Source organism: Pseudomonas sp. Au-Pse12 (assembly GCF_021341665.1).
Taxonomy (GTDB): Bacteria; Pseudomonadota; Gammaproteobacteria; order Pseudomonadales; family Pseudomonadaceae; genus Aquipseudomonas.
In genome coordinates, this window is the sequence record NZ_JAJTTH010000006.1 from 144,536 (window position 1) to 169,552 (window position 25,017).

General features: G+C 64.4%; 17 protein-coding genes and 2 pseudogenes. 11 read left to right on the forward strand and 8 right to left on the reverse strand.

The genetic code is table 11. From position 1 onward, the window contains the following. Window positions 1–66 precede the first annotated feature (66 nt). The 3 genes from LXM55_RS18275 to eutH form a co-directional block, all read right to left on the reverse strand. Entirely contained in the window at window positions 67–903 is an 837-nt protein-coding gene (locus LXM55_RS18275) for a 23S rRNA (adenine(2030)-N(6))-methyltransferase RlmJ (protein ID WP_103407686.1), read from the reverse strand. A gap of 103 nt (window positions 904–1,006) precedes the next feature. Continuing rightward, window positions 1,007–1,363, reverse strand: a complete 357-nt coding sequence (locus LXM55_RS18280; protein WP_233321647.1) for a DUF1937 family protein — start codon at window positions 1,361–1,363, stop codon at window positions 1,007–1,009. 37 nt (window positions 1,364–1,400) lie between these two features. Continuing rightward, entirely contained in the window at window positions 1,401–2,636 is a 1,236-nt protein-coding gene (gene eutH / locus LXM55_RS18285; RefSeq protein WP_060842294.1) for an ethanolamine utilization protein EutH, read from the reverse strand. Window positions 2,637–3,016: 380 nt separating this feature from the next. Here eutH and LXM55_RS18290 point away from each other — a divergent pair, with 380 nt between their 5' ends. The 6 genes from LXM55_RS18290 to LXM55_RS18315 all read left to right on the forward strand — a co-directional run bounded on the left by LXM55_RS18290 (window position 3,017) and on the right by LXM55_RS18315 (window position 10,128). Continuing rightward, complete coding sequence (locus LXM55_RS18290) at window positions 3,017–3,781, forward strand: DeoR/GlpR family DNA-binding transcription regulator (RefSeq protein WP_060837209.1); 765 nt, start codon at window positions 3,017–3,019, stop codon at window positions 3,779–3,781. Window positions 3,782–3,939: 158 nt separating this feature from the next. Next, window positions 3,940–5,346: an NAD(P)/FAD-dependent oxidoreductase gene (locus tag LXM55_RS18295; protein ID WP_233321648.1), complete on the forward strand. Its 1,407-nt coding sequence runs from the start codon at window positions 3,940–3,942 to the stop codon at window positions 5,344–5,346. Continuing rightward, on the forward strand, window positions 5,333–6,565 hold the full coding sequence (locus LXM55_RS18300; protein ID WP_233321649.1) for an NAD(P)/FAD-dependent oxidoreductase: 1,233 nt from the start codon (window positions 5,333–5,335) through the stop codon (window positions 6,563–6,565). The genes LXM55_RS18295 and LXM55_RS18300 overlap by 14 nt, the downstream gene beginning before the upstream one ends. A gap of 27 nt (window positions 6,566–6,592) precedes the next feature. Beyond that, window positions 6,593–8,017, forward strand: coding sequence for a glycerol kinase (locus LXM55_RS18305; protein ID WP_233321651.1), 1,425 nt, complete (start codon window positions 6,593–6,595; stop codon window positions 8,015–8,017). Between the two features lie 221 nt (window positions 8,018–8,238). Continuing rightward, on the forward strand, window positions 8,239–9,510 hold the full coding sequence (locus tag LXM55_RS18310) for an O-acetylhomoserine aminocarboxypropyltransferase/cysteine synthase family protein (RefSeq protein ID WP_233321652.1): 1,272 nt from the start codon (window positions 8,239–8,241) through the stop codon (window positions 9,508–9,510). 123 nt (window positions 9,511–9,633) lie between these two features. After that, entirely contained in the window at window positions 9,634–10,128 is a 495-nt protein-coding gene (locus tag LXM55_RS18315; protein ID WP_233321654.1) for a DUF2165 family protein, read from the forward strand. A 370-nt stretch (window positions 10,129–10,498) separates the two neighbouring features. On the opposite strand, the gene putP is transcribed toward LXM55_RS18315, so the two are convergent. After that, complete coding sequence (gene putP, locus LXM55_RS18320; RefSeq protein WP_233321656.1) at window positions 10,499–11,983, reverse strand: sodium/proline symporter PutP; 1,485 nt, start codon at window positions 11,981–11,983, stop codon at window positions 10,499–10,501. A gap of 465 nt (window positions 11,984–12,448) precedes the next feature. On the opposite strand from putP, the gene putA reads away from it, so the two are divergent. Both putA and LXM55_RS18330 read left to right on the forward strand, forming a co-directional pair. Beyond that, window positions 12,449–16,402, forward strand: a complete 3,954-nt coding sequence (gene putA, locus LXM55_RS18325) for a trifunctional transcriptional regulator/proline dehydrogenase/L-glutamate gamma-semialdehyde dehydrogenase (protein WP_233321657.1) — start codon at window positions 12,449–12,451, stop codon at window positions 16,400–16,402. A 247-nt stretch (window positions 16,403–16,649) separates the two neighbouring features. Continuing rightward, entirely contained in the window at window positions 16,650–18,452 is a 1,803-nt protein-coding gene (locus LXM55_RS18330; RefSeq protein WP_233321659.1) for an acyl-CoA dehydrogenase, read from the forward strand. An 85-nt stretch (window positions 18,453–18,537) separates the two neighbouring features. Here the strand turns inward: LXM55_RS18330 and LXM55_RS32710 are convergent, their stop codons facing one another. From LXM55_RS32710 to LXM55_RS18345, 4 genes and pseudogenes are all read right to left on the reverse strand, one after another. Then, window positions 18,538–19,383 carry a methyl-accepting chemotaxis protein gene (locus LXM55_RS32710; RefSeq protein ID WP_442799771.1) on the reverse strand — a complete coding sequence of 282 codons (846 nt, stop codon included), beginning with the start codon at window positions 19,381–19,383 and terminating at the stop codon, window positions 18,538–18,540. Between the two features lie 21 nt (window positions 19,384–19,404). Then, a pseudogene (locus LXM55_RS32715) lies at window positions 19,405–20,568 on the reverse strand (cache domain-containing protein); the annotation flags it as partial. A gap of 25 nt (window positions 20,569–20,593) precedes the next feature. Further along, entirely contained in the window at window positions 20,594–20,896 is a 303-nt protein-coding gene (locus tag LXM55_RS18340) for a cell division protein ZapA (RefSeq protein ID WP_011058865.1), read from the reverse strand. Next, complete coding sequence (locus tag LXM55_RS18345) at window positions 20,893–21,123, reverse strand: hypothetical protein (protein WP_233321661.1); 231 nt, start codon at window positions 21,121–21,123, stop codon at window positions 20,893–20,895. Before LXM55_RS18345 ends, LXM55_RS18340 begins: the two co-directional genes overlap by 4 nt. Window positions 21,124–21,450: 327 nt before the next feature. Here LXM55_RS18345 and LXM55_RS32720 point away from each other — a divergent pair. The 3 genes and pseudogenes from LXM55_RS32720 to LXM55_RS18355 form a co-directional block, all read left to right on the forward strand. Beyond that, window positions 21,451–22,206 (forward strand): annotated as a pseudogene (locus tag LXM55_RS32720) (MCP four helix bundle domain-containing protein); the annotation flags it as partial. After that, window positions 22,198–23,061, forward strand: a complete 864-nt coding sequence (locus LXM55_RS32725; RefSeq protein WP_442799772.1) for a methyl-accepting chemotaxis protein — start codon at window positions 22,198–22,200, stop codon at window positions 23,059–23,061. The pseudogene LXM55_RS32720 and the gene LXM55_RS32725, both read left to right, overlap by 9 nt. A gap of 210 nt (window positions 23,062–23,271) precedes the next feature. Continuing rightward, window positions 23,272–24,882: a methyl-accepting chemotaxis protein gene (locus tag LXM55_RS18355; protein ID WP_233321989.1), complete on the forward strand. Its 1,611-nt coding sequence runs from the start codon at window positions 23,272–23,274 to the stop codon at window positions 24,880–24,882. Window positions 24,883–25,017 lie beyond the last annotated feature (135 nt).

Below are 25,017 nucleotides of genomic sequence, written 5' to 3' on the forward strand. Positions count from 1 at the left end.
CTGCAAGAAGTTCATCGTCGACTTGAGGCTTGCCGCTTGCCGCTTATAGCTTGCGGCTCGTAGCTGCTACTCAGCTATGAGCCAGTCCATCTGCCAGCCGCCCTGGGTCTGGCCGAGCTTCTTCGACAGCCAGGGCAGCAGCTCGCGCAATTCCTCTTCCAGGCCCCAAGGCGGGTTGGCGATCGCCAGGCCCGAGCCGTTCAGGCTGTTGGGCGTATCCAGCGGATGCACCAGCAATTCCACCCGCAGCAACTTCGGCGCACCGGTGCCGGCCAGGTCCTGGTAGAAACGCCGCAGGGCGCGCTGGTCCTTGACCGGGTACCAGATGGCCGCCACGGTCTGCCGCATGCGGCCGATGGCTTCCTTGAGCGATGCCGCGCAGCGCTGCATCTCGTCCAGTTGCTCGAAAGGCGGGTCGATCAGCATCACCGCGCGCTTTTCCGCGACCGGCAGCAGGGCCCGGGCCACATGCCAGCCTTCCCCCAGGTGCACCGCCACCCGGCGATCACCCTTCATGTTGTCCTTGAGCAGCAGGCCGTCGTCCGGGTGTTTCTCGTTGAGCAGCACCCGGTCCTGGGAACGGGTCAGGCGCCGTGCCAGCTCCGGCGAACCCGGGTAGTAACGCAGCTCGCCGTCCGGGTTCATCTTGTGCAGCACCTGCATGTAGTCGGCGGTCAGCGCCGGCAGGTCCTCGTCCCCCCACAAACGGGCGATGCCTTCCAGGTATTCGCCGGTGCGCGTGGCCTGGTCGCCCTTGAGGTCATACAGGCCGATGCCGGCGTGGCTGTCGAGGTAGGCGAACGGCTGCTCCTTGCGCGACATCAGGGCGATGAGGCGGGTCAGGGTCAGGTGTTTGAAGACGTCGGCGTGATTGCCGGCGTGGAAGGCGTGACGATAGTTCATGGTTGCTCCTGCGCAGGAGCGCAAGTTTACCTTGTGTGCAGCCTGTCGTCAGTTCACAGCAGGCCCGTACCCGGCGCAGTCGACGACGGGTACGGGGAAAGCCTCAGGCGAACTCGTGGCCGACTTCGGACCACAGGCTGACCCGCCGGCCGGACGCTTCGAACACCTCGATCTCACGCTTGATTCCGCCGCTGTCTTGCCAACCCGGCAGGTCGAGCACAATCAGCTCCTCCATCATCGCCATGTACAGCGCATCGACCGGCGCCCAGAGCTTGCCGATGGCGGCGTTGTCCTTGCCCGCCAGGCACAGGTTGATCGGGTGGGACATGCTCACCTGGCTGAACACGGCATGCCCGGCCTCCAGTATCTGCGCCGCCACCTGGTTGCACTTGAGAAAACGCTCATTGATGACGGCCGGCTCGGAGTGACTGTAGGGGCAGGCGAGGAAAATCTTGCGCATCGTGACCTCGAAATCATGGGGAGGTGGAGCGGGCCATTCAGGCCCGCGCGGGTTGCAGGGCAAAGGCCGCGGCCTGTTCCTGCTCTTGTTGCTCATAACGCTGGGCGGCCGGCACCGAGATACGAATGGCGATCGCCACCGCCAGCAGGCCGCCGAACAGTTTGCCGAACAGAATCGGCAGGATCAGGCTTGGCTGGAAGTTCGCGGTGAACGCCAGGTGGTCGCCGATCAGCGCCTGGGCACAGACCCCGAGGGCCACGCACAGCACCTTGTCGCGGGCAGTCATGTGCTTGAACAGGTGGTAGGTGGCGATGATATTGGCGAACACCATGACAAAGCCCGCCGCACCGGTGCTCGACAGGTTCAGTTGGCGCCCCAGCAGTTCCATGGGCTTCTTGCAGTAGCGCTGGAACAGGTAGCAGATGGGGAAGGTGCCAGCGAGCATGATGCCGATGTAGCCAGCGATCTCGATGGCCCGGAACAGCTCCTTCTCGTCGGCGAACATCGGGTCGAAGCCCCAGCCGCCGAAGTTGATGCTGAAGAACTTGGTGAAGTGCTCGACGATGCTCAGCGCCAGGATCAGCTTGATCGCCGCGTCCATGATCTTGCCGAACACCAGGAAGCCCTTGACCATCATCTGCGGCCGGTAGCGCAGCCCCGCCGCCAGCAGGAAGCAGAACACGAACAGCGGCGCCAGCAGCTTGAGCATGTCGACGAAGCCCAGGGACAGGTAATACAGCGCCTCGGAGTTGGTGGAAACGATGTCCCGCACCGGCAACTGGGTCGCGGTGATGATCAACAGCGACATCAATACCGCGAACGGAATGCTGATCAGCCCGGCCATGGCGCCCAGGGCCAGGTACTTGTGGTCCTTGCGCTCGAGCATCGTCAGGCCCACCGGGATCAGGTAGACGATGGTCGCCCCCGAGGTGTAGCCCACCAGCATCGCGGTGATCCACAGGTCACGATTGGCGGTCAGGGCATTGGCCAACTGGTAGCCGCCCATGTCCACGGCGATGATCGACAGCGCCGCAATCGACACATCCGACCCCAGGGCGTTGAAAAACGGCCCCAACGCATGGGAAATGCCCTGCGACAGGTAGGGAATCGCCACCATGATCCCGGCCTGGGCCAGGAACACCGGGCCGATGGAGTGGATACCGTTGACGAACTCCTTACCCAGGCCACTCTCGGGCTTGATGATGGATGACAAGGCGCCGATCACGGCGCCCAGCATGATCAGGTAAATGACGTAGTTTCCAAATTCAGCCATGTGGGTTCATCTCTCTGAGCGTCATTTATAGGGTTCCCCCACCGGGGAAGTTCTTGTTGAGGCCAGCACGGGTTACCCATCGCACAGGTGGCGATGGAGCAGGTGAGGAAACACAGGGCATATCCCGTGCCACAATGTGTATTAGTTGTGGTTTTTACAGGAAAACAACCAAATATCGGTCACAAAAACCATCCGGTGTGGCCCCGGCAGGCCGACAGCCCTATTGAAACCTCATGACTGCTGAGCATTGTGAAACGTGCAAGTAAATGCTTAACTTTTCCAGCGAACTTGACCGAATACGCACATTTCTGAGTCATGAGTGTGCCTAAGTAACAAAAAATGCCCATTTGTGTGGCGAAGTACCACTAACGGAAAACACCATGCGCCCCAACGAACGACGACAGCACATTCTCGAACTCCTGCGCCAGCGCGAGCGGATCTCCGTGGAAGAGCTGGCGCGCATCACCGCCACCTCCCAGGAAACCATCCGCCGCGACCTCAGCGAACTGGCGGAAAGCGGCCTGGTCACCAAGTTCCACGGCGGTGCGGCGCTGCCACCGACCGGCGAGCACGAAAACACCTTCCAGACCCGCATGAACGAACACGCGGTGGAGAAACGCGCCCTCGCCCGCTACGCCGCCGGCCTGTTCTGCGCGGGTGACAGCATCTTCATCGATACCGGCACCACCACCCTGTTCTTCGCTCGCGAACTGGCGCAGCACACGCGCCTGACGGTCATCACCAACTCCCTGCCGATCGCCGGCTGCATTGGCGAATCGGGCAACCGGGTGTTCATGATCGGTGGCGAATATCGCCCCGACTCGACCCAGAACGTCGGCACCCTGGCCCTGGAGCAGATCACCCGCTTCAACGCCGAGCATGCCGTGATCACCATCGGTGCACTGAATGAAGACGGCGCCATGGATTTCTCCATCGAAGAAGCCGAAGTGGCCCGTGCGATGATTGCCCAGGCCCGCCAACTGACGGTCATCGCCGACTCATCGAAGCTGGAACGCCGTGGCCTGTTCAAGGTATTCCCGCTGGAGCGCATCGACCGCCTGGTGATCGATCGCCAGCCTGGTGCCGAGCTGCTGGCCGCACTGGAGAAGGCCGGCGTGGACGTGCATGTCGTGGCACAGCCCTGAGCCCCGGACTATTGCAGGAAATAGTTTTCCACAGCAAAAACCACAGCAAAGCGACCGATAAATGACCGAATAGAAAATAAAAACAACAACTATGGCGCGCATTATGCTTTGATTCCTGCACAGATTCTTGGATGTTACCGCAGGAAACAGGCATTTATATGACCGAACTTTATCCGAACAATGTGACTTTCGATGTGGCCGTCGTCGGTGGCGGGGTCGTCGGTTGCGCCATGGCCCGGCGCTTTGCCCTGGAAGGCGCACGGGTGGTGCTGCTGGAAAAGGGCAGCGACATTCTTTCCGGCGCCAGCAAGGCCAACAGCGCCATCCTGCACACCGGCTTCGATGCCCCCAGTGACAGCCTGGAATTGCAGTGCATGCAGGCCGGCTACCAGGAATACCTGGAAATTCACTCGGCGATGAACCTGCCACTGCTCAAGTGCGGGGCACTGGTGGTGGCCTGGAACGCCGAGGACCAGGCCAAGCTGCCGGGGATCCTCGCCCAGGCCCAGGCCAATGGGGTCGACAATGCGCGCCTGTTGGAACGCAGCGAGATCCTCGCCCTTGAACCGCATCTGGCCAATCACGCCGTGGGCGCGGTGCTGGTGCCCGACGAACACCTGATCGACCCCTGGTCCGCGCCCCTGGGCTACCTGCAACAGGCCATGGCCCACGGCGCCCGGGTGCAGTTGCAGTGCGAGGTGCAGCAAGGCCAGTTCGACGGTGACGCCTGGACCCTGCATACCAACCAGGGCACCTTGCGCAGCGCCCAGGTGATCAACTGCGCCGGGCTGTTCGGCGACACCCTGGAGCACAACCTGCTGGGCCACAGCGAATTTCGCATCATGCCGCGCAAGGGCCAGTTCGTGGTCTTCGACAAGGCCGCGACCAAACTGCTGGAGCGCATCGTCCTGCCGGTGCCCAACGAACGCACCAAGGGCATCGTTCTGACCCGCACCGTCTACGGCAACCTGCTGGTGGGGCCCACCGCCGAGGAACAGGAAGACCGGGTGCATGCTGGGCTCGACGGCCCGACCCTGCAAAGCCTGATCGACGCCGCCGTGGAGCGGATTCCCGCCCTCGCGGGGATGCCGGTCACCGCCACCTACGCCGGGCTGCGTCCCGCCAGCGAAAAGAAGGAATACCGGATCCAGGCCGACCACTCCCGGCACTGGATCACCGTCGGCGGCATCCGCTCCACCGGGCTCACCGCCGCCCTGGGCATTGCCCGGCACGTCTACGGCCTGTACAGCCAGCGCCGCCAGCACCATCCGGTGCGGGAGCCGGTTTGGCCGCAGATGCCCAACCTCGCGGAGCACTTGCCCCGCGACTGGCAACGCCCCGGCTATGGCGAAATCGTCTGCCATTGCGAACTGGTGACCCGTCGCGAAATCGAGAGCGCCTTGCACAGCCCCCTGCCCCCTGGCGATCTGGGCGGGCTCAAGCGTCGCACCCGCGCCTGCATGGGTCGCTGCCAGGGTTTCTATTGCTCGGCCCAGGTCGCCGAACTCAGTGCCAGCCAGCTGGCCGTCCCACTTGCCACAGGTCGTTGCCATGAACAGCACTGAACTTCTTCAGGCCGAAGCGGCCATTATCGGCAGCGGCCCGGCGGGCCTGGCGGCCGCCATTGAACTGCGGCGCCAGGGCATCGGCCCGGTGATTGTCATCGAGCGTGAAAGCGAGGCCGGCGGCATTCCCCGGCACTGCGCTCACCCGCCCTTCGGCATGGGTGAATACCAGCGTGTTCTCAGTGGCCCGGCCTACGCTCGGCGCAATGTCGAGGCCGCGTTGCAGGCCGGCGTGGTCGTGCTGCTGCGCCACACCGTGGTCAGCCTGGAACCCGGCGGCCTGTTGCGCCTGGCCAGCCCCGACGGGCCGCGGCAGATCCAGGCACAAAAGGTCCTGATCGCCACCGGCGCCCGGGAAACCCCGCGCTCGGCACGCCTGCTGTCCGGCGACCGCCCGGTGGGCGTGATCAACACCGGAGCGTTGCAGAACTTCCTTTATATGCAGCACCTCAAGCCCTTTGAGCGGCCGCTGATCGTCGGCACCGAGCTGGTCAGCCTGTCCGCCGTGCTCAGTTGCCGGCGCGCCGGAATCCGCCCGGTGGCGGTGCTCGAAGCCAACACCCGGGCAACCGCACGCTGGCCGCTGTCGCTGTTTCCACGCTTGCTGGGCATCCCCATGCATTTCGGCGCGCAACTGCTGGCGATCAATGGCACCGGCCGGGTGGAATCGGCCCAGGTGCGCCTGGCCGACGGTCAGCTGCGCGAGATTGCCTGCGACGGCGTGCTGCTCACGGGCCAGTTCACCCCGGAATCGAGCCTGGTGCGCCAGAGCCACCTGCAACTGGACAGCAGTAGCGGCGGGCCGAAGATCGACCAGTACGGGCGCTGCTCGGACCCGGCCTACTTCGCCGCCGGCAACCTGCTGCGGCCGATCGAGACGGCCGGCTGGTCGTACCGTGAAGGGCGGCGCATCGGCAGCCTGATGGCCCTGGCCCTGTGCGGCCAGCTACCCGCCCCGCATGACGCGCTGACCCTGAAATACGCAGAGCCGATCAAGCTCGGCGTACCGAGCCGGCTGGTGCGCGGCGAGCTTGCGGGCCTGCGGCACATCCAACTGCGGGTCAGCCGGGCGGTCAGTGGCACCTTGCGGGTCCGCGCCCAAGGCCTGGACCTCTGGAGCCGCCCGGTCTCGGCGCTGCCGGAACGGCGCCTGCTGATTCCCCTCAAGGATCTGCAACTGCCGGAACACCTCGACCAACTGGACATCTGCATCGACTAGGCCCGTCCCACAACAAGAGAAAAGACCATGCGAATAGCCGCACTTGACCAGGGCACCACCAGCACCCGCGTACTGGTCGTGGACATGCAAGGCCGTGCCGACATCCAACTGGCGCTGCGCCACCAGCAGCACCACCCGCGTCCGGGCTGGGTCGAGCACGACCCGCTGGAACTGCTGGCCAACCTGCAACGCTGCCTGGAAGCCACCGGCCGGGTCGACGCCATCGGCCTGGCCAACCAGGGCGAAAGCTGCCTGGCCTGGGACGCCATCAGTGGCGCACCGCTGTCCCCGGTGATCGTCTGGCAGGACAACCGCAGCGCCGCACGCATCGAGGAACTGCGGGCCAATGGCGCCGAAGCCCTGACCCTGGAACGCGCCGGGCTGCCCCTGGACGCCTATTTTTCCGCCAGCAAGCTGGCCTGGATCGTGGAAAACCTGCCAGAGGCGCAAGCAGCCCTGAGCGCCGGCCGCCTGCGCCTGGGCACCACCGATGCCTACTTCCTCGACCGCCTGGCCGGGGTCTATGCCACCGACATCACCACCGCCTCGCGCACTTCGCTGATGAACCTCGCGAGCGGCCAGTGGGACCCGGAGCTGTGCGCGCTGTTCGGCGTGCCCCTGCAGGCCCTGCCGGAAATCCGCGCCACGGTCGGCGACTTCGGGCGCATCGGCCAAACCCCCATCAGCGCTTCGGTGGTCGACCAGCAGGCTTCGCTCTATGGTCACGGCTGCCGCAAACCCGGGGATGCCAAGATCACCTTCGGCACCGGCGCCTTTGCCCTGACGGTCACGGGCGAGCAGATCATCCGCGCCCCGGAAAAAGGCCTGCTGGCCACCGTCGCCTGGCAGGCCGACGGCCAACCGGTGTATGCCATGGACGGTGGCGTCTATGACGCCAGCGCCGCGGTGGAGTGGGCCGGGCGGCTGGGGCTGTTCAGTGACTTCTCGGAGCTGGCGGCCTTTGACCAGCCTCCGGCGATCTCCCGTGAGCTGGCCTTCGTCCCGGCCTTGTCCGGGCTCGCCTGCCCGCACTGGGACCGCAGTGCCGGAGCGGTGTGGATCGGCATGAACGCCGCCACCAGCCGCCAGGACCTGTGCCAGGCGGTACTGGAAGGCGTGGCCCTGCGCAGCGCCGAAGTCATCACCGCGATGGACGATCACCTCAGCGTCACCGACCAGCTATCGATCGACGGCGGGCTGGCCCGCAGCCCGTACTTCGCCCAGTTTCTCGCCGACATCCTGCAGCGCACCATCGTCACCCAGCGCTTCGACGAACTCACCGCCCTGGGCTGCGCCGCCCTGGCTGCCCGCGGCCTGGGCCTGGAGCTGCCCGAGCTGGACAACACCCGTACCGACTACCACCCGCGCATCGACCGGGCCACGGCAGATGCCTGGCGCAACACCTTCAGCGCCGCGGTCAAGCGCTCCCAAGGCTGGTCACAGCCACGCTGAAACGCTCCAGCGGCCAAGGATGGCCGCCGCTCTCCCGGAACGCCCGCGCTCCCCTTGCCGATCCGCCACGCCTATTGGACACTGACGCCCGCCCGCCACCACGCGGCGGGTACACCAAGCGGTTGCTGGCGACTCAGACACACGGGACCACTGACTGCTGCGCGGGCACACGACCTGCCTGGCTGTGCTCATAAAACGGATTGCTACTGAGTCGAGGATTTATGAAAGACGCAACGATTGCGCTGCACCATGGATTCAAGTCGGACCCGACCACCAAGGCCGTGGCCGTGCCCATCTACCAGAACGTCGCCTTCGAGTTCGACAACGCCCAGCACGGGGCCGACCTGTTCAACCTGGATGTGCCCGGCAACATCTACACCCGCATCATGAACCCCACCAACGATGTGCTGGAGCAGCGCATGGCCGCCCTGGAAGGCGGGATCGCCGGGCTGGCGGTGGCCGCCGGCAGCGCCGCGATCCACTACGCGATCCAGACCCTGACCCAGGCCGGCGACAACGTTGTTTCCACCCCGCAGCTGTATGGCGGCACCTACACCCTGTTCGCCCACCTGCTGCCGAGCTTCGGGGTCGAAGTGCGCTTCGCCCGGGACGACTCGCCCGAAGCCATCGCCGAGCTGATCGACGACAAGACCAAGCTGGTGTACTGCGAGAGCATCGGCAACCCGGCGGGCAACATCGTCGACATCGAGGGCCTGGCCCAGGCCGCCCACGCCCGCAACGTGCCGCTGATGGTGGACAACACCGTCGCCACGCCGATCCTGTGCAAGCCGATCCAGTTCGGCGCCGACATCGTGGTGCACTCGGTGACCAAGTACGTCGGTGGCCACGGCAACTCCCTGGGCGGGGTGATCGTCGACAGCGGCAACTTCCCCTGGGCCGACCACCCGCAGAAGTTCGCCAGCCTCAACACCCCGGAGCCGGCCTACCACGGCGTGGTCTACACCGAGAAATTCGGCCCGGCCGCGTTTATCGCCCGGGCCCGCACCGTGCCGCTGCGCAACACCGGTGCGGCGCTGGCGCCGATGAATGCCTTCCTGCTGCTGCAAGGCCTGGAAACCCTGGCCCTGCGCATGGAACGCCACACCGACAACGCCATCAAGGTCGCGCAGTTCCTCAAGGCTCACCCGCTGGTGGCCTGGGTCAGCTATGCCGGCCTGCCCGACCACCCGCACCATGAACTGGCGCGCAAGTACATGCAGGGCAAGCCGTCGGCGATCCTCTCCTTCGGCCTCAAGGGCGGCTACGCCGCGGGCGTGCGTTTCTACGACGCGCTGCAGATCTTCAAGCGCCTGGTGAACATCGGCGACGCCAAGTCCCTGGCCTGCCACCCGGCCTCCACCACCCACCGGCAGATGAACGAAGAAGAACAGGCCAAGGCCGGGGTCAAACCGGAGATGATTCGTCTCTCGGTAGGCATCGAAGCCATTGAAGACCTGCTCGAAGACCTCGACCAGGCGCTGCGCCAAGCCTGACCCCCTGGGCCCGCCGCCAGAGGCTGGCGGGCCCTTGCCCCCCCGAACCCATTCGCGTTGGCACCGACGCGCCCTCCCCCCAACAGCCCCCAGGACCCTCTCCGACCCTCAAAGGACTCAACCATGATTGTGCGTTACGTAAAGATCACCATGACCCTGGCCGTTGCCGCCTTTGCCCTGCTGGTGGCCTACAACAACATCAGCGACTACGGTTCCAACTTTGCCTTCGTCCAGCACGTGCTGAGCATGGACAGCGTGTTCCCCGGCAACAGCGCCACCGACCGCGCCCTGACCCTGCCGCTGCTGTGGAACCTCGGTTACTGGCTGATCATCGGCGGCGAAGCCCTGACCGGCGTGCTGCTGGCGTTCGGCGCCCTGCGCCTGTGGCTGGCCCGGCACGGTGTCGCCAGCTACTTCAACCGCACCAAACGCTGGGCCATCGCCGGTTTCTGCCTGGGCTTCTGCGTCTGGTTCTTCGGCTTCATGGTGGTGGGCGGCGAGTGGTTCATGATGTGGCAGTCCAAGGCCTGGAACGGCCAGGACGCGGCCTTCAAGTTCTACATGGCGATCCTGGGCGTGCTGATCTTCCTCAACCAGCCCGACGCCGAACTGCACTAACCCTGCCGCCGCTGAGCCTGTGAGGCCTTGCCTGGCGATCTCCCGTCGGAGCTCATCGGCCGTGAGAGCGCCGCGTCCCTACGGGCCGTTCGCAGCCTGCGGCAGCGGCTACACCAATCTCGGATCGGCATTGGTCTGTAGCCGCTGCCGAGCCATGGCGAGGCTGCGCAAAGGCCTGCAAGGCCTTGCTTGGCGATTGCCAGACGAGCCTTGGCGTTCTTCAGAGCGCCGCCACCGCTGCGCCGGAATACCGCCCATCAGGTTCGCAGCCTGCGGCAGCAGCTAGCCGAACCGCAAAAAAAACGGCCCGCTGCGGTGACGCAGCGGGCCGTTTTCATTGCCCCGAACCATCAAGGCAGGGTTTTCGCACTCAGTGGTTGAGCTTGAAATCCTTCTCGGCCGCTTCGAAACGCTGAACCATGCCAGCGCTCGGCGCGCCCATCTTGCTCACCAGCAGGATCGCCAGGCTGGCGAAGATGAAGCCCGGGATGATTTCGTACAGGCCCAGCAGCGCGAAGTGCTTCCACAGGATCACGGTGACAGCACCGACGATGATCCCGGCCAGCGCGCCGTTGCGGGTCATGCCTTTCCACATCACCGAGATCAGCACCACAGGACCGAAAGCGGCGCCGAAACCGGCCCAGGCGTAGCTCACCAGGCCCAGTACGCGGTTTTCCGGGTTGGCGGCCATGGCAATGGCGATCAGCGCCACCACCAGCACCATGGCGCGACCGACCCATACCAGTTCCAGCTGCGAGGCGTGCTTGCGCAGGAAGGCTTTGTAGAAGTCTTCGGTCAGTGCACTGGAGCACACCAGCAGCTGGCAGCTCAGGGTGCTCATCACCGCCGCCAGGATGGCCGACAGCAGCACACCGGCAATCCACGGGTTGAACAGCAGCTTGGCCAGTTCGATGAACACACGCTCAGGGTTTTCGGTCACGGGGCCGGCCACGTCCGGATGCGCCGAGAAGTAGGCGATGCCGAAGAAGCCCACGGCCACGGTGCCGCCCAGGCACAGGATCATCCAGGTCATGGAGATGCGACGAGCGTTGGCGATCGATTTCACCGAGTCCGCCGCCATGAAGCGCGCCAGGATGTGTGGCTGACCGAAGTAGCCCAGGCCCCAGCCCATCAGCGAGATCACGCCGATGAAGGTGGTGTTCTTGAGCATGTCGAAGTTGGTCGGGTCCTGAGCCTCGATGGCCAGGAAGGTGGTGTCGACGCCACCGGTGGCCAGCAGCACGATGATCGGGGTCAGCAGCAGGGCGAAGATCATCAGGGTGGCTTGTACGGTATCTGTCCAGCTCACCGCCAGGAAGCCACCGACAAAGGTGTAGGCAATGGTCGCGGCCGCGCCAGCCCACAGGGCTGTCTCGTACGGCATGCCGAAGGTGCTTTCGAACAAGCGGGCACCGGCAACGATGCCGGAGGCGCAGTAGATGGTGAAGAACACCAGGATCACCACCGCGGAGATGATCCGCAACAAGCCGCTCTTGTCTTCGAAGCGGCTGGAGAAGTAGTCCGGCAGGGTCAGGGCATCACCGTTGTGTTCAGTCTGTACCCGCAGGCGACCGGCCACGAACAGCCAGTTCAGGTAGGCACCGACGATCAGGCCGATGGCGATCCAGCTTTCCGAAAGACCGGACATGTAGATGGCGCCCGGCAGGCCCATCAGCAACCAGCCACTCATGTCGGAAGCACCGGCGGAAAGCGCGGTCACCACGCTGCCCAGGCTACGGCCGCCCAGAATGTAGTCGGAAAGGTTGTTGGTGGAGCGATAGGCCATGAAGCCGATCAGCACCATTGCCGCGATGTAGATCACGAAGGTGATCAGGGTGGGATTGCTTGCACTCATTGAGTTACGCCCTGGCTTTGTTTTTATGGTGCGGCGGTCACTGCCTGCCGTCGCCAAACGATGATGTTTGGCAGACGATCGGGCGAGCCGCGCATTTATGACTGATGTTTCCCCAGGAAAGCCATCAGCCGATGAACCACCCCAAAAGGGGTCGGTTGCACCTTGGGCGCGAATCCTATGCAACAAAATGAACAAGGTGCAACCAATTTGAGGTATTTCAGTTGCACCTTGTCAAATATTCGTTCAGCAACGAAGTCTTTGCTCCTTTTTGGAGCAAGAAATCGATTTTTCAGAAGCAAACGCACCATCACGATGCAGCCTCGGTGATGCAGGATATTTATTCCTGACAAGCTGCCGTTTTTTCCGGCCGAAAATGGGTTGCACCCGGTTGCACCTATTTCAGCGCGCGGATAATCTTGCCGCCAGCTGATGCCACACGTGCGTGGCAAACATGAGGATAAAAATATGGCTACCACCACTCTCGGGGTCAAACTCGACGACCCAACCCGCGAGCGCCTCAAGGCCGCCGCGGCCTCGATCGATCGTACGCCGCACTGGCTGATCAAGCAGGCGATTTTCAATTACCTGGAAAAACTCGAGGGTGGTGCAACCCTGTCCGAGCTGAGCAGTGTCACCGCCAAAGACGGCGATGACGCTGGCGAGGTGCAGACCGATCACGCTCACCAATGCTTCCTGGAGTTTGCCGAAAGCATCCTCCCGCAGTCGGTGCTGCGCGCGTCGATCACCGCCGCCTACCGTCGCCCGGAACCGGAAGTGGTGCCGATGCTGCTGGAGCAGGCGCGCCTGCCGGCCGCCACCGCCGAAGCCGCGAACAAACTGGCGGCCTCGATCGCCGAGAAACTGCGCAACCAGAAGAGCGCCGGCGGCCGTGCCGGTATCGTCCAGGGCCTGCTGCAGGAGTTCTCCCTGTCGTCCCAGGAAGGCGTGGCGCTGATGTGCCTGGCCGAAGCCCTGCTGCGCATTCCCGACAAGGGCACCCGCGATGCGCTGATCCGCGACAAGATCAGCACCGGCAACTGGCAGCCGCACCTGGGCAACAGCCCGTCGCTGTTCGTCAACGCCGCCACTTGGGGCCTGTTGCTCACCGGCAAGCTGGTGTCGACCCACAACGAGGCCGGCCTGACCTCCTCCCTGAGCCGCATCATCGGCAAGAGCGGCGAGCCGATGATCCGCAAGGGCGTGGACATGGCCATGCGCCTGATGGGCGAACAGTTCGTCACCGGCGAAACCATCGCCGAAGCCCTGGCCAACGCCAGCAAGTTCGAAGCCAAGGGCTTCCGCTATTCCTACGACATGCTCGGCGAAGCGGCACTGACCGAGCACGACGCGCAGAAATACCTCGCCTCCTACGAGCAGGCCATCCACTCCATTGGCAAGGCTTCCCACGGTCGCGGCATCTATGAAGGCCCGGGCATCTCGATCAAGCTCTCGGCCCTGCACCCGCGCTACAGCCGCGCGCAGTACGAGCGCGTGATGGAAGAGCTGTACCCGCGCCTGCTGTCCCTGACCCTGCTGGCCAAGCAGTACGACATCGGCCTGAACATCGACGCCGAGGAAGCCGACCGCCTGGAGCTGTCGCTGGACCTGCTGGAACGCCTGTGCTTCGAGCCGCAACTGACCGGCTGGAACGGTATCGGCTTCGTGATCCAGGCCTACCAGAAGCGCTGCCCGTACGTGATCGACTACGTGATCGACCTGGCCCGCCGCAGCCGTCACCGCCTGATGATCCGCCTGGTAAAAGGCGCCTACTGGGACAGCGAGATCAAACGCGCCCAGGTCGAAGGCCTGGAAGGTTATCCGGTCTATACCCGCAAGGTGTACACCGACGTTTCCTACATTGCCTGCGCACGCAAACTGCTGTCGGTGCCGGAAGTCATCTACCCGCAGTTCGCCACCCACAACGCCCACACCCTGTCGGCGATCTACCACATTGCCGGTCAGAACTATTACCCCGGCCAGTACGAGTTCCAGTGCCTGCACGGCATGGGCGAACCGCTGTACGAGCAAGTGGTGGGCAAGGTCGCCGAAGGCAAGCTGAACCGTCCATGCCGCGTGTACGCACCGGTCGGCACCCACGAAACCCTGTTGGCCTACCTGGTCCGCCGCCTGCTGGAAAACGGCGCCAACACCTCGTTCGTCAACCGCATTGCCGACCAGTCGATCTCGATCCAGGAACTGGTGGCCGACCCGGTGAGCCAGATCGAACAGATGGCCACCCTGGAAGGCGGCTTCGGCCTGCCGCACCCGCGCATTCCGCTGCCGCGTGACCTGTATGGCGCCGAGCGTGCCAACTCCGCCGGCATCGACATGGCCAACGAACACCGCCTGGCGTCGCTGTCCTGCGCGCTGCTGGCCACCGCCCACAACCACTGGAAGGCCGCACCGATGCTCGGTTGCGCCGCCAGCAGCGAAACCCCGGCGCCGGTCCTCAACCCGTCGGACCATCGCGATGTGGTCGGCCACGTCCAGGAAGCCACGGTCGAAGACGTCGACAACGCCATCCAGTGCGCCCTCAACGCCGCGCCGATCTGGCAGGCCACGCCGCCGGCCGAACGCGCCGCGATCCTCGAACGCGCCGCCGACCTGATGGAAGGCGAGATCCAGCCGCTGATGGGCCTGCTGGCCCGCGAGGCCGGCAAGACCTTCGCCAACGCCATCGCCGAAGTGCGTGAAGCCGTGGACTTCCTGCGTTACTACGCGGTGCAGGCACGCAACGACTTCAGCAACGACGCTCATCGTCCGCTGGGCCCGGTGGTGTGCATCAGCCCGTGGAACTTCCCGCTGGCGATCTTCAGTGGCCAGGTGGCCGCCGCCCTGGCCGCCGGCAACCCGGTACTGGCCAAGCCGGCCGAACAGACGCCGCTGGTGGCGGCCCAGGCCGTGCGCCTGCTGCTCGAAGCCGGGATTCCCGAAGGCGTGCTGCAACTGCTGCCGGGCCAGGGCGAGAGCGTGGGTGCCCGCCTGGTCGGTGACGAGCGGGTCAAGGGCGTGATGTTCACCGGTTCCACCGAAGTCGCGCGCCTGCTGCAACGCAACATCGCCGGGCGCCTGGACAACCAGGGCCGTCCCATCCCGCTGATCGCCGAAACCGGCGGCCAGAACGCGATGATCGTCGACTCCTCGGCCCTGACCGAACAAGTGGTCATCGACGTGGTGTCCTCGGCCTTCGACAGCGCCGGCCAGCGTTGCTCGGCCCTGCGCGTGCTGTGCCTGCAGGAAGATTCCGCCGACCGCGTGATCGAAATGCTCAAGGGCGCCATGGCCGAAAGCCGCCTGGGCAACCCGGAGCGCCTGTCGGTGGACATCGGCCCGGTGATCGACGCCGAAGCCAAGGCCGGCATCGAGAAGCACATCCAGGCCATGCGCGACAAAGGTCGCAGCGTGTACCAGATGGCCATCGCCGACAGCGAAGAATGCAAGCGCGGCACCTTTGTCATGCCAACCCTGATCGAGCTGGAAAGCTTCGATGAGCTGCAACGCGAGATCTTCGGCCCGGTGCTGCACGTGGTGCGCTACAAGCGCAAGGAAATCGACCAGCTGATCGCCCAGATCAACGCGTCCGGCTATGGCCTGACCCTGGGTGTGCACACCCGGATCGACGAGACCATCGCCAAGGTGGTGGACAACGTCCACGCCGGTAACGTCTACGTCAACCGCAACATCGTCGGCGCCGTGGTCGGCGTGCAGCCGTTCGGCGGCGAAGGCCTGTCGGGCACCGGCCCGAAAGCCGGCGGCCCGCTGTACCTGTACCGCCTGCTGTCGACCCGTCCGGTGGATGCCATCGAGCAGTCCTTCGCCCGTGGCGATGCCGAGAATGCCCCGGACCTGCGCCTGCGCGAAGTCCTCGGCAAACCGCTGAACGCGCTGCAAGCCTGGGCCGAAAGCAGCAAGCTGGCGGACCTGGCGAGCCTGTGCAAACAGTTCGCCGGCCAATCGCAAAGCGGCATCACCCGGCAGCTGACCGGCCCGACCGGCGAGCGCAACAGCTACGCCATCCTGCCCCGCGAGCACGTCCTGTGCCTGGCGGAGGTCGAGGGCGACCTGCTGACCCAACTGGCGGCGGTGCTGGCGGTTGGCGGCTCGGCGGTGTGGCCGGAAAGCGACCTCGGTAAGGCCCTGTTCGCCCGTCTGCCGAAGGACGTGCAGGCGCGCATCCAGCGTGTGGCCGACTGGACCAAGGACGAGGTGGTGTTCGACGCCGTCCTGCATCATGGCGACTCGGACCAACTGCGCGGCGTCTGCCAGCAGGTGGCCCAGCGTGCCGGTGCCATCGTCGGCGTCCAGGGCCTGTCCCAGGGCGAAACGGCGATTGCCCTGGAGCGCCTGGTGATCGAGCGCGCCCTGAGCGTCAACACCGCAGCGGCCGGCGGTAACGCCAGCCTGATGACCATCGGTTAACAGCAGCGGCAAGCTGCAAGCTTCAAGCGGCAAGTGAGGGTGCAACGCCTTTGCCTGCAGCTTGTAGCTTGTAGCTTGTAGCTTGTAGCTTGTAGCTTGTAGCTTGTAGCTTGTAGCTTGTAGCTTGTAGCTTGTAGCTTGTAGCTTGTAGCTGCTTCTGCCCCTCCATCACCTTCATCAATCTTTCTATCCAGCCTTTATTCACGCGACTAGACTCGGCCACTCCCTAGCCAACAGGTATGCCGCCATGTCCGAGACGCTGCTCAGTTCCCGCAATCTGGCTTTCGAACTGTATGAGGTACTCGATGCCGAGGGCCTGACCCAGCGCGAGCGGTTTGCCGAACACAATCGAGAAACCTTCGACGCCGCCCTGGGCACCGCGCGCCACATCGCCGAGAAGTGCTTCGCCCCGCACAACCGCAAGGGCGATGAGCACGAGCCTCGCTATGAAGACGGCCAGGCGGTGCTGATCCCTGAAGTGAAACCGGCGGTGGACGCCTTCCTCGAAGCCGGCTTCCTGAATGCCGCGCGCAGTTTCGACGCCGGCGGCATGCAATTGCCGACCCTGCTGTCCCAGGCCTGCTTCGCCCACTTCCAGGCCGCCAACGCAGCCACCACGTCCTATCCGTTCCTGACCATGGGCGCGGCCAACCTGATCGAGAGCTTCGGCACCGACGAGCAGAAACAACGCTTCCTGCAACCGATGATCGACGGCCGGTTCTTCGGCACCATGGCCCTGACCGAGCCCCATGCCGGCTCCTCGCTGTCCGATATCCGCACCCGTGCCGAACCGGCAAGCGATGGCAGCTACCGGCTCAAGGGCAACAAGATCTTCATCTCCGGCGGTGACCACCCGCTGTCGGAGAACATCGTGCACATGGTCCTGGCCAAGCTGCCGGACGCGCCGCCCGGGGTGAAAGGCATTTCGCTGTTTATCGTGCCCAAGTTCCTGGTCAACGACGACGGCAGCCTGGGGCCGCGCAACGATGTGCTGCTGGCCGGGCTGTTCCATAAGATGGGCTGGCGCGGCACCACCTCCACCGCGCTGAACTTCGGCGATAACGGCCATTGCGTGGGCTATCTGGTGGGCCAGCCCCACCACGGCCTGAGCTACATGTTCCAGATGATGAACGAGGCGCGGATCGGCGTCGGCATGGGCGCGGTGATGCTCGGCTACGCCGGCTATCTGTATTCCCTGGAATACGCCCGCGAACGCCCGCAAGGTCGCCTGCCGGACAGCAAGGACCCGACCAGCGCGCCGGTGTCGATCATCCAGCACGCCGATGTGCGACGCATGCTGCTGACCCAGAAGGCCTACGTCGAAGGCGCCTTCGACCTGGGGCTGTACGCGGCGCGGCTGTTCGATGACACCACCACCCTGGCCGGCGAGGACGAGCGCCAGCAGGCCCATGAACTGCTGGACCTGCTGACCCCGATCGTCAAATCCTGGCCGTCGGAGTTCTGCCTCAAGGCCAACGAACTGGCGATCCAGATCCTCGGCGGCCACGGCTACACCCGGGAATACCCGGTGGAGCAGTACTACCGCGACAACCGCCTGAACCCGATCCACGAAGGCACCCACGGCATCCAGTCCCTCGACCTGCTGGGGCGCAAGCTGGCGCAAAACGGCGGCGCCGGGCTCAAGCGCCTGATTCGCCTGATCGCCGAGACGGGCGAACGGGCCCGCGCCCATCCGTCGCTGGACGCCCTGCGCCAGCCTCTGGAGCAACTGGTGTCGCGCCTGCAAAGCGTGACCCTGGGCCTGCTGGGGGACCTGGCCAGCGGCAAGGTCACGGCCACCCTGGCCAACTCGGCGCTGTATCTGAAAGCATTCGGCCATGCAGTGATTGGCTGGCGCTGGCTGGAACAGGCCATCAGAGCCGAAGAAGGGCTGGCCCGCGAAGTGGCGGCGGATGGGGATTTCTACCGAGGCAAGCTGCAGGCCGCGCGCTACTTCCTGACCTGGGAAGTACCGGCCTGCCAGCATGAACTGACACTGCTGGAAGCGCGGGACGACACCTGCCTGGCCATGCAGGACGCCTGGTTCTGAGGCCCAGGCGGCCTGAGACACCTAGGCGCGCGGGCCTGGCACACCGCAGCACGCGGTTCGCTGGCAGGCCCGCGCCCCTGGGCGGTCAGCGCAGCTTGAAACCACCCACCTGGCGCGCCAGGTCCTCGGCCAGGCGCTGCAGGGTCCGGCAGTCTTCACGGCAGGCCTGCACCTCGGCCGCCGTGGCACGGGCCAGGTCGGAAATCCCCTGTACGTTGCGGTTGATCTCCTCGGTCACCGCCGATTGCTGGTCGGTGGCCGTGGCCACTTGCTGGTTCATGTCGCTGATGTGCTCCACCTGCCCGGTAATCGCGGTCAACGAAGCCCCGGTCTGCTGGCTGGACTGAACCCCGGTGCCGGTCGCCGACTGCCCTGCATGCATGGAGGCCACGGCATTCTCCGCGCCCTGCTTGAGGCCCTGGATCATCTGCTGGATCTCGTCGGTGGAGGCCTGGGTGCGTTGGGCCAGGGTCCGCACTTCATCGGCCACCACGGCAAAGCCGCGGCCCATCTCTCCGGCACGGGCGGCCTCGATGGCGGCGTTGAGGGCCAGCAGGTTGGTCTGCTCGGACACTCCGCGAATCACCGCCAGCACCTGGTCGATGGACGCCACCTGCTCCGCCAGTTCGCCAACGGCGCTGGCCGCCAGGGCAATTTCCCCGGACATGCCCTCGATATGCCGGATCGATACGCCCACCACGTCGCGGGCTTGCAGGGCTTCCTCCCGAGCCGCCTGGGAGGCGTCGGCGGCCTGCCCGGCATTGCGCGCGATGTCCTGGACCGTCAGGCCCATCTGGTGCACGGCCGTGGCCACCATGTCGGTCATTTCCTGTTGCCGCCCGGAACGTTCGGCGGTGTTCTCCACCACCGCCGCCACCTGGCCCACGGAAGAACGCAGGCGCTCGGTGGTGGCCAGTACTTCGCCGATCATGCCGTGCTGGCTGTCGAGGAAACGGTTGAACCCGCGGGCCAGGTCACCCAGTTCGTCGGCGCGGCTGGCATCCAGGCGCAGGGTCAGGTCACCCCCGCCACTGCCGATGGCCACCAGCCCCTCGGTCACTTGCCGGACCGGGCGCACCAGGCCACGGGCCAGCAGCACAACCAGTGCCAGGCAGACCGCGGCTATGCCCAGGCCAATCAGGCTGGTCAGCCAGATGGCGCGATGCGCCTCGGCGTAGATCTGCGCCTGCGGCACCTCGGCCACCAGGCTCCAGCCAAAGCCGCGCAGAGGCAGGCTCAGGGCCAGGAAGTCTTCACCATCGCGCTCGAAATGGCTGCTGGTCAGCCCCTCATGCCCCATCAGCGCCTCGGCGGCCGTCGCGCCGATCTGCTCGGACAACTGCCGCTTGCCGCTGAACTCGGCGTCCGGATGCACCTGGATCAAACCGTCGTTGCGCACCAGAAACACCCGGCCGCGCTCACCAAAGCTGTAGTCGTGAATCAGCTTCGACAGCTCGGTCATGCGCAAGCCCAGGCCGGTGACGCCCACCAGTTCACCGTCTTTCTCGACCCGGTCGTTGATGAACATCGCCAGCTCGCCACTGGCAACGTCGATATCGATGTTCAGCACCCGTGGCTTGCCGCTGTCGATAAAGCGATAGAACCAGACGTCCTTCGGGTTATCCCGACTGAGGGTCCGGTCCAGGCCTTTCTGGTTGTAATAGTGATGGCTGAGCGGGCTCGCCATCATGGTGGTGAACGCCTGGTTCTCGGCGCGGATGTCTTCCAGGTAGCTGATGAAGCTCTGCGCCCGGGCCGGTTCTTCGCCCGCCGCCAGCCAGTCGCGCAGCATGCCGTTGCCGGCCAGGTCGCGGGCGGCGGTCAGCGGCTGGGTAAGAATGCGTTCGATATCATTGCGCATGGCCTCGATGCTCGAAGGCAGCGCTCTGTCCACCAGATAGTTCTGGGTCAAGTGATTGATCAGCACCGTGTAGATGGCTACTACCACCAGCAGACTGACCAACAGGGCTGATCCCATGCTGAGGATCAGCTGCCATTGAATACTGCGTCGCCAGAATTGCATGGAACACCTCTTTCTTATGGTTATAAGAGGCTGAGATACCGCGCCAGCCGCGGGAAGTTGTATACAAACATTGACCCTGCTTGTCCAACCCATTACCCGCCGGCTGTGTGCACTTCCATCAATTCTGTTGAATGGTCTTGGCGATCACCTCGACGGTGGCGCTCACCTGTTCCTGATAACGCTCCAGCTCCTGGGCATGACGCTTTTGCATCTCGATCTGCTGCGAGCACAGGTTCATCGCCGCCAGCACCAGCAGGCGCTCGCCGATCAGCGTCGGGTATTTCTTCTTGGTGTCGGCCAGGGCGGCCTTGAGCATCAGCGCAGCGTCCATCAGGGTCTGTTCTTCCCCTGCCGGCGCCTTGATCGAGTAATCCTCACCCAGGATCGAGACCACCTTCACCCCATCGATATGGTGTCTCATGGCTTGGCCGGGCTCGCACTGACGCGCTCAACCAGAGCCTGGATGCGGGCGGCGGTAGCGCCGTGCTTTTCTTCCTGCTCCATGAGGCTCAATTGCAGGCTTTCGTTCTCGTCCTTGGCCTGTAGCAGTTGTGCCTTGAGGGTTTCGTTCGTGCCGAGCAGTTCCTGGTTCTGTACCACCAGGTCGCTGACCAGCTGTTCCAATTGGCTAAGGGATGCTTCCAACATTTTGATATTCCGGGCTTTTTGCAAAGGGCGCGTACGATAAAGAAAAGTCACCCTGGACACCAGGGATATCCAGGCGCAAGGCCTTGATTTTACTGGCGATGACCCTTCCGCGAGAGCTGCTAGAGACTGCCATTTCGCCTTCGGGTTCCTGACGCTCTGTCGGCCCCATCAGACTTTTCCGAATTTTCCCAAAAAGCACTAGGACTTTTCTGAAAACTCCTCTGACGGTTCAAGAAGCGTTTTTTCAGCGCGATAGCACAGTTACTTCCCTGACCCACAAAGCGCGAACAGCGCACACCCGAGGTAGGTTCAATGTCCCTGCGCACCATGAATATCGCTCCGAGGGCATTCCTCGGTTTCGCCCTGATAGGTTGCTTGATGCTGTTCCTGGGGATCTTTGCCCTGAATCAAATGAGCCAGATCCGCGCAGCGACCGAAAGAATCACCCAGGACACCATCCCCAGCATCAAGAGCGTCGACGAATTCACTCAACTGAGCCTGCGCCTGCGGATTCAGGCCTATCGGCTGCTGCTCAACCGCGACCCTCAGGAACAACAAAAAACCCTGGACACCATCACCCAGCGCAACCAGAAGATCGATCAAGCCCGCACCCAGTACCAGAGGCTCATCAGCAGCCCCGAGGAGCGCGCCGCTTACGAGCAGTACGTCAATCTGCTGACCCACCATCGCCAGCTGGAAAGCCAGCTGATCGAGCTGTCGCACGACAACCAGCTCGAGAGCATGCAAAAACTGTTGAACAGCGACCTGATGGACAGCGCCGAAAAAATCAACGCGGCCCTCGGCCAGCTGGTCGAGATCAACACCCAGTACTCCAGCACCGCCGACCGCACGGCGGCCGAGCAATACACCACGGCCTTCAACCTGGTGGTGACGCTACTGGCGCTGGCCACCGCCCTTACTCTGCTGTTCGCCTGGCGACTGATCCGCAGCATCACCTTGCCGATCGCCAATGCCCTGTCCGCCGCCGAAGCGATCGCCGAGGGCGACCTGACCCGACCGATCACCGTGGACGGCGGCGACGAAGCCGGCCGCCTGCTGCAAGCCATGCTCACCATGCAGAACAGGCTGCGAGACACCCTGCAACGCATTTCCGGCTCTGCCGGCCAACTGGCCTCGGCCGCCGAGGAACTCAATAGCGTCACCGACGAAAGCGCCCGCGGCCTGACCCAGCAGAACGATGAAATCGAGCAAGCGGCGACCGCCGTCAATGAAATGACCAGCGCCGTGGAGGAAGTGGCGCGCAACGCCGTCAGCACCTCCGAAGCCTCGCAGAGCGCCACCCGCTCTGCCGGTGACGGACGGGACATGGTGCGGGAAACCGTCACCGCGATCGAACGCATGACCGGCGACGTACAGAGCACCGCCAACCTGATCGGCGAACTGGCCAACGAGTCCCGGGACATCGGCAAGGTGCTGGACGTGATTCGCGGCCTGGCCGACCAGACCAACCTGCTGGCCCTCAACGCGGCCATCGAAGCCGCCCGCGCCGGTGAAGCCGGCCGGGGCTTTGCCGTGGTCGCCGACGAGGTTCGCGCCCTGGCGCACCGCACCCAGCAGTCCACCAGCGAAATCGAGCGCATGATCGGCAGCATCCAGAGCGGCACCGAGCACGCCGTGGATTCGATGCGCAACAGCACCGAGCGCGCCGAATCGACCCTGAACATCGCCCGGGGCGCCGGCCTGTCGCTGGACACCATCAACAGCGCCATCAACGAGATCAACGAACGCAACCTGGTGATCGCCAGCGCCGCCGAAGAACAGGCCCAGGTGGCCCGCGAAGTGGACCGCAACCTGGTGAACATTCGCGACCTGTCGGTGCAGTCCACCACCGGGGCCAACCAGACCCGTTCCGCCAGCAGCGAGCTGTCGGTCCTGGCCACGGACCTGAACAGCCTGGTGACCCGCTTTCAGCTGTAACAGCGCCTGTTTCTCCTGCTCCAGCCCTCTATTACGGGGCTGGGGCCGGCGCGACTCATCACTGGCGCTCCCGGGACGGGGCGTAGCCAAGCGGCTAAATCCGCGGCGAGACTCAAGACTTTAGTCGTACGACCGATAAGTCACGGTAGATCAGTCTCAAGCCCCGCACGGATGCGCCCATTTTGGTACCCCACCATGTCCCTTCGTAATATGAATATCGCACCGCGGGCCTTCCTCGGCTTTGCCATGATCGGCGGCTTGATGCTGATCCTGGGGGTGTTCGCCCTGAATCAGATGAGCAAGATCCGCGGCGCCGCCGAGGACATCACCCTGAGCAGCGTGCCGAGCATCAAGAGCCTCGACGAGTTCACCCAGCTGACCCTGCGCCTGCGGGTGCTGTCCTATCGCCTGCTGGTGAACCGTGAACCGGATGTCCAGCAAAAGACCATTGAACTGCTGGAGATGCGCAACCAGCAGATCCGCAGCGCCCAGACCACCTACGAGAAGCTGATCACCAGCTCGGCGGAAAAAGCCGCCTACGACCAGTACGTACAGCTGCTGGGCCAGTACCGGCAGATTGAAGAGCGGATGAAGAGCTTGTCCCGCAGCAACCAGGTGGACGAGTTGCGCAACCTGCTCAACACCGACCTGCTGAACAACTCCGAAGCCATGAACACCGTGCTCAACCGCCTGCTGGAGATCAACACCCAGCAGACCCTGGACACCAACCAGCAAGCCGCCGAGCAATATTCCTCGGCCTTCAACCTGGTGGTAGCGCTGCTGGTGCTGGCCACCGGCCTGACCTTCCTGTTCGCCTGGCTGCTGACCCGCAGCATCACCCTGCCGATCGCCAACGCCCTGGGCGCCGCCGAGGAAATCGCCGAAGGCAACCTGACCCGGCCGATCAAGATCGACGGCAGCGACGAAGCCGGGCGCCTGTTGCAGGCCATGGCCAAGATGCAGGAAAAGCTGCGCGACACCCTGCAGCGCATCTCCGGCTCCGCCACCCAGCTGGCATCGGCGGCCGAAGAGCTCAACAGCGTCACCGAGGAAAGCGCTCGCGGCCTGACCCAGCAGAACAACGAGATCGAGCAAGCCGCGACGGCGGTCAATGAAATGACCAGCGCCGTGGAAGAAGTGGCGCGCAACGCCGTCAGCACCTCCGAAGCCTCGAAGAACGCCACCACCTCGGCCGGCGACGGCCGCGACCTGGTGCAGGAAACCGTGGCCGCCATCGAACGCATGAGTTCCGATGTGCAGAGCACCGCCAGCCTGATCGGCGACCTGGCCAACGAGTCCCGGGACATCGGCAAGGTGCTGGACGTGATTCGCGGCCTGGCCGACCAGACCAACCTGCTGGCCCTCAACGCCGCCATCGAAGCCGCCCGTGCCGGTGAAGCCGGCCGGGGTTTTGCCGTGGTCGCCGACGAGGTTCGCGCCCTGGCGCACCGCACCCAGCAGTCCACCAGCGAAATCGAACGCATGATCGGCAGCATCCAGAGCGGCACCGAGCACGCCGTGGATTCGATGCGCAACAGCACCGAGCGCGCCGAGTCGACGCTGAACATCGCCCGGGGCGCCGGTCTGTCGCTGGACACCATCAACAGCGCCATCATCGAGATCAACGAACGCAACCTGGTGATCGCCAGCGCCGCCGAAGAACAGGCCCAGGTGGCCCGCGAAGTGGACCGCAACCTGGTCAACATCCGCGACTTGTCGGTGCAGTCGGCCACCGGCGCCAACCAGACCAGTGCAGCCAGCAACGAGCTGTCGCGCCTGGCCGTGGACCTCAACGGCATGGTCGCCCGCTTCCGTCTCTGAAACCGCTCGCCAGCCCCGCAAGACGCCGGTAAAACGGCGCCGGAATTCACGCCCGAAGAATCCGCCACTGTCATCAAAAGCTTTTTGACAGTGGCGCATTTCAACAGGTTAGAATCGCTGGCACGCAGACTGCAT